The organism is Maricaulis sp. (assembly GCF_030149425.1).
Classification (GTDB): domain Bacteria; phylum Pseudomonadota; class Alphaproteobacteria; order Caulobacterales; family Maricaulaceae; genus Maricaulis.
The window spans coordinates 1-4,277 of sequence record NZ_JASBRQ010000014.1; the positions used below are offsets into that span (position 1 = coordinate 1).

The window sequence follows — 4,277 nt, forward strand, 5'->3', positions numbered from 1 at the left end:
GAAGTCCATAAACCGCTGCTCCTCGGCGATGGTTGCGGCATCGATCACGCCGCCTGTGCCGTCGCCCACGGTCTGCACCGCTTCGAGCTGCCACATGGCGACGAGCGCAATTGCCAGTTCCGCCGTCACCCGCGTGTTGAGATCGATGCTTTCCTTGAGTTCGTCCATGTCGTCGATGAGACCGACCAGCCTGTCGACGCGTTCCAGCGATTGGCCTGCGTCTTCATAACTGTTCTGGGCAGCTGCCGAGACGAGCGCGCCGGTCGTCGCTTGCGTCGCCACACGATTGGCCCCGGGATTTCCGCTGGTGGCCATTTCCGAGAGGGTGTCATCGTCAAATCCGAGATCGGCCAGGACCCGCTCCATCTGGGTTTCAATCTCGCCTGAGCCAGAACCGGACAGGCCGGAGAAATCCCCCGTCTTGATCGCTTCAATCGTGGCGAGGATGTCCCCGAACTCTTGGTCGAGCAGGCCGTTCAATTCGTCTTCCATTTCCGTGCGGATGATTTCCGGCAGTTCAGCAAGGCGGGTCAGGGCTTCGTAGGTTCTTTGCAGCTCCGCGAGTTGGTCCGTGAGTGTGGCAAGCTGTTCGCGGAGCTGCGTCAGCTGCTCGTTCTGAAGGATCTCGTCTTCGATCATCTGCCGGAGCTGCTGGATGTTTTGCGCAATATTCTGGGTGTCGACGACCGGCACACCTTGCGCCACGGCAGCGGACAGGGTGCCGAGATGCAGACCGATCCCAAGCGTCGTGGTCAATGCCATCCTCACGAGCAAATCTCTCATCAGTCTATCTCCCTGATCGTGAATTCCATGAACGTGCCTTCTGCCATACGGGCACTGGCCTGAGCCAGCTCTTCGGCGGAAAGGACGCGGGTGCGCGCTGCCTGAAGCCGGATGCGGGCGGCGACGAGGCGTACGAGTTCGGCGCGGGCATAGGTGTTGAGCGCGATGCTTTCCTGAACATCTTCCGTTTCGGAAATCCGCTCGACGATGTCCGCAATACGCAAGGTGGCCTGCCTAATCGCCGCAGGGGAATTGTTGCCATAGAAGGCCGCGCCATGCCCGGTGATTGAGAGGTTCGCATTGGCTAGAAGCGCCGGATCGATCGTGCCGAGCGCTTCGATCCCACCGATGCGGCTCAGATAGAGATTGTAGCGTTCAGGAATGACCTGGACGTAGTGCTGGGTCTCGGCAAAGGGCGGGACACCGCCATATTCAAAGACCCGGCCGGGGCCGGCATTATAGGCCGCGAGCGCGTTGATGATGTTGCCATCGAAGGTGTTCAGTTGCGTTGCGAGATAGCGCGCGCCGCCATGCACCTGTAGGTAGGGGCTGTCATAATATTCCGGGTTGATGCCGAGATCGCTGGCCGTACCGGGCATAATCTGGGTGAGGCCAAAAGCGCCGACCGGCGAGCGGGCGCCGATGGTGAAGCGGCTTTCCTGCCAGATGAGCGCCTGCAGAAGGGCGCGCCATTGGACCGGCGAGAGACCCGCGCGGCCCACGCCCGCAAAGCCGCTGGTTTCCTGGGCGACGCGGATGATGAGTTGCTCGATGTTTTCCGCAGCATCCCCGAAAATCTGTGCGCCGCCGGGATTGGGATCGATCTCACCCGTGCCATAGACCGCCTCGACGGACCGCGCCGGATCGCCGCTGCCACTTTCCAGCCCGGAGACCATGGCCGGCAGGCCTTGACCGCCAAAACTTGTCTGGGCATCGAGGATGCGTTGCAGGGTTTCCAGCTGCTCCCGTTCGATCTCGGCAATGAGTTCGCGTACAGCAAGCTTGTCCGCTTGAATGGCGAGGTCGGCCTCGCGATCGCCTGTTTCGACGATATCGCGCGCGGTCAGCCCGCTGTCATTGGTCGGCACACCTTGGGACAAGGCGAGACCGGGCAGCAAGCAAAGCGCGAGGATATGGGGCAGCTTAGACCTCAACGTCACCATCCGATGCGCCGAGGGGCGTGAAGGTGCAATCTGGCGCGACGGGGGCCGTCGAGGCCATGAAAGTGAAGCAATTGGCCTGCGGTTCCTGGTACTGGGCGCAGGAGGCCAAAGCGCCGAGCGCGGCCAAGGCGAAAAGAACACGGATCATGAAAGCCTCCAGAAGTCGGGGCGGTCGCGGTAATCGGCGCCGACCAGCGCCTCACCTTTCTCCATGCCGCCGAGGATGGTGAGATTGGGCCCGAGGGCGCTCAGATCGGCATCGACCACGATGGAGCCCTGGTCGTCTCGGATGAGCGCAAGGCGGCTGTCGCTGCCGGTGTTGAGAAGCACGTCGAGTTCCTTCTCATAGAGGTTCAGCATCGCGTAATCGGCCGCATGGGCGCGGATGTTAGGAAGCAGAATCTGCGTCGGTACGGCCTCGACAATCGTCTTGCCGGTCCGGGTGCGCTCGAGCTGACTGGCGTATTGCGTCATCATCACCGCGACGGTGTTTTGCTTCCGCGCGGTCACCAGCCAGTTCGAGAGCCGCTCCGCGAAATAGGCGTTGTCCAGCGCCTTCCAGGCCTCGTCGATCACGATGATCGTTGGGCGGCGATCTTCGATCTCACGCTCGACCCGGCGGAAGAGATAAGAGAGAACGGCCATGCGTTCCTTCTCGGCCTCGCTGTCGAGTATGCCGGTGAGATCGAAGCCCACCACATCGCCTTTGAGCGAGAAGGTGTCTTCCAGAGTCTGTCCGAATATCCAGCCGTAACGGCCCTCTTCGGTCCATTCGAGCAGGCGCTGATGCAGATCGCCACCATCATCGGTGGAGACGAATAGCGATGCGAAATCCCGCCAGTTCCGCAAGCCGGGATTCGTCGCCTGCGCGTTCTGGCGCACGACCTCTTGGATGCGGTTGGTCTGGGCAGGCGTCAGCGGCTTGTCTGCGCGATAGAGCAGGGTGGCGAGCCAGTCCGAGAGCCATGCCGTGCCGCGCGCATCGGTCTCGGTCCAGAGCGGGTTGAGGCCTGTGGGTTGCCCCGCTTTCAGGGACGCATAGCGTCCGCCATTGGCGCGGACCGCCATCTCCATACCGAGACGGTAATCGAAGACGAAGATCCGCGCCCCTGCTCGACGGGCCTGGGTCATGAGGAATGCCGAGAGGACCGACTTGCCAGACCCAGGCCGTCCCATGATCAGCGTATGCCCGCTGGTGGGTTCTTTGTCGGGGCTGCCTTGCTCGTGATATGAAAACCGATAGGCGCTCTGCTCGGGTGTGGGCAGATAGGTGATGATCTTGCCCCAAGGGGTTTTCTGAGCAGGCTTGCCAAGCTGCGTCCGATGAAACGCCGCGAAATCCGCAAAGTTGCGATTGGTGATCGCGCTGGCGCGCACGCGCTTAGGCTGGTTGCCAGGATGCTGGCTGAGGTAGTGGGCCTTGGCCGCAACCCGCTCGCCGATCATCTTCACGCCCTCGGCGGCGGCGGCGTTCACGATTTCGGCGCTGAGTGTCTGTAGCTCGTCGAGCGTGTCGCAGAAGATCGTTGCGATCATGTGGTGTTCACCGAAGCTTTGTCGCTTGGCCTCAAGATCATCGGCGGCGATGTCGAGGGCTTCCATCAGCGAGAGCGCCGCGTCCTGGCTCGCCTGCATCTGGCGCTTTTGCCGCTTGATCCGACCCGCCATGAGGTTCGAATTGATCGGCGTGAAGGAATGCGTGACGATCATGTCGACAGGCAGGTTCAGCATGTCGAACATGGTGCAGGAGGTTGCCTCGGAATATTCCCCGATGGTGAAACTCTTCCCAAAGCGGTGTCCCACGACGCCTTCGGAGAGTTCGAAGTGATCGCCTTGAAACGTCACTCGCGTGTTGGCGACGTTGAAGGACAGGAAACCATAGGTATTGGCCGGATAAAGCGGCAGTTCCTGGCCAGTGTTGAGGGCCCCCAGAAAGCCGATCAACTCGCCGGACTTGGCCGAAAGCACACGCGGATTCAGCTCCGTCAGGCCTGACACGAACACGCTCACGGCCTCGCCCAATCGGCGAAGGCGTTTCTCAGTTGCCTCCTTCAGCCGATCCGGTGCGCTGCGGTTCAGGAACGGCAGGACGCTTTTCGGGGGCGGGCGATGGATGACCGTGAGCGTCAGCGTCTTGTCGCGCAGCCCGCTGGTCTCGAGTTTCTTGCGCCAGAGCCGGTCAACTTCTCCAGCAAAACTGTCCTCGCGCACGGGCTCGAGGTCCGGCGTGATCGCCTTCGAGACCTTGTGGACGTAGTAGCTGAACTCCGGCCCCAGCTGCGCGATGATCCGGGCAAAAAGCGCGGTCACCTTGTCGAGATAGGCATCATC

At 61.7% G+C, this 4,277-nt stretch carries 4 protein-coding genes; all 4 read right to left on the reverse strand.

Annotated features, from left to right (window positions below):
* The coding region (locus tag Q1V57_RS03125) for a type IV secretion system protein (protein WP_300527515.1) at positions 1-783 on the reverse strand (783 nt) is incomplete at its 3' end.
* A complete protein-coding gene (locus Q1V57_RS03130; protein ID WP_343032659.1) occupies positions 783-1,871 on the reverse strand; it encodes a lytic transglycosylase domain-containing protein in 1,089 nt (362 codons plus the stop codon). The genes Q1V57_RS03130 and Q1V57_RS03125, both read right to left, overlap by 1 nt.
* Positions 1,872-1,926: 55 nt before the next feature.
* Positions 1,927-2,094, reverse strand: a complete 168-nt coding sequence (locus Q1V57_RS03135) for a hypothetical protein (RefSeq protein ID WP_165589904.1) — start codon at positions 2,092-2,094, stop codon at positions 1,927-1,929.
* Positions 2,091-4,277 (reverse strand): type IV secretion system DNA-binding domain-containing protein (locus tag Q1V57_RS03140; RefSeq protein ID WP_300527516.1); only part of this gene is annotated, 2,187 nt, incomplete at its 5' end. The genes Q1V57_RS03135 and Q1V57_RS03140, both read right to left, overlap by 4 nt.